Below are 1,264 nucleotides of genomic sequence, written 5' to 3'. Positions count from 1 at the left end.
TGATCTTCCCCCGTTAGCGTGGAGGCCAGACCTTAAGGGATAGAGGTTCATGGCTGAGACGAGACGACGGTTCGACCGCGAGTTCCGTGAGGGCGCGGTCCGGATCGTGCGCGAGACGAGCAAGCCGATCGCCGTGGTGGCCCGGGATCTGGGCGTCAACGCGGGCACGCTCGGTAACTGGGTGAACCAGGACAAGCAGGCCCGTGGTGAGGCCGCCGGTGGCGGGCTGTCGGAGGACGAGCGGGCCGAGCTGGCCCGGCTGCGTAAGGAGAACGCCGAGCTCGCGATGGAACGCGATGTCCTCAAGCGCTCCGTGGTCCTGTGGGTGAAGGAGGCGATGAAGTAGCCGTGGCCGGTTTCATCAGCTCCCAGAGGACCGAGCACGGCGTGCCACACGCGCTGACCTGCCGCGCCCTGCAGGTGTCGCAGTCCTGGTACTACAAGTGGCGCGATCGGCAACCCACCGACGCCCAGACCCGCCGGGCCGGACTCGACGACGAGATCCGTCAGGTCTTCGACGCCTCCGGCGGTACCTACGGCTCGCCGCGGGTCACCCAGGACCTGCAGGCCGCGGGCTGGCGGGTCGGCGAGAACACCGTCGCCCGCAGGATGGCCGCCCTCGGCCTGGCCGGTCGCCCACCGAAACGGCGCCGCAGCCTGACCCGGCAGGGCAAGCGCCCGGCGGCACCGGACCGGGTCCGGCGGCAGTTCACCGCACCGGCACCGGACGTGCTCTGGTGCGGCGACATGACCGAGATCGTCACCGGCCAGGGGAACCTGTATCTGGCTACGGTCATCGACCTGTTCAGCCGCCGGCTGCTGGGCTACGCCATGTCCGCTCACCACGACGCCGAACTGGTCGAAGCGTCACTGCACATGGCCGCGGCGACCCGGGGCGGCACCGTCGACGGCGTGATCTTTCACAGCGACAGGGGCAGCGAGTACACGTCCGAAGCCTTCGACAAGGCCTGCCGGCGTCTCGGCGTGCTGCAGTCGATGGGCCGGGTCGGCTCCGCCCTGGACAACGCCGCCGCTGAGGCCTTCAACTCCACAATCAAGGTCGAGTACATCCACCGCCACCGGTTCGCCACCCGCCACGAGGCCCGGCTGAAGATCTCCACCTGGATCGTCGACTTCTACAACCTGCGCCGCAGGCACAGCGCCTGCGACGGCATGTCACCCATCGACTACGAACGCTTCATGGCCGAGGCCAGGAGGGCTGAAGCCGCATAACGGAACCCTCCACGATCTTGGGGGATTGACA

At 68.4% G+C, this 1,264-nt stretch carries 2 protein-coding genes; both read left to right on the top strand.

Going from position 1 to position 1,264, the window contains the following annotated elements:
* Positions 1-49 precede the first annotated feature (49 nt).
* Positions 50-346, top strand: a complete 297-nt coding sequence (locus tag IEY73_RS32660) for a transposase (RefSeq protein ID WP_189083215.1) — start codon at positions 50-52, stop codon at positions 344-346.
* A gap of 2 nt (positions 347-348) precedes the next feature.
* Entirely contained in the window at positions 349-1,233 is an 885-nt protein-coding gene (locus tag IEY73_RS32655; protein ID WP_229716415.1) for an IS3 family transposase, read from the top strand.
* The last annotated feature ends 31 nt before the right edge of the window (positions 1,234-1,264 follow it).

It is taken from the genome of Mangrovihabitans endophyticus (assembly GCF_014646155.1).
Classification (GTDB): domain Bacteria; phylum Actinomycetota; class Actinomycetes; order Mycobacteriales; family Micromonosporaceae; genus Actinoplanes; species Actinoplanes endophyticus.
This window is presented reverse-complemented; position numbering and strand designations above follow the sequence as displayed.

Excerpts from the sequence above, each read along its gene's own strand:
- IEY73_RS32660 (WP_189083215.1), top strand. The coding sequence starts at position 50 with ATGGCTGAGACGAGACGACGGTTCGACCGCGAGTTCCGTGAGGGCGCG.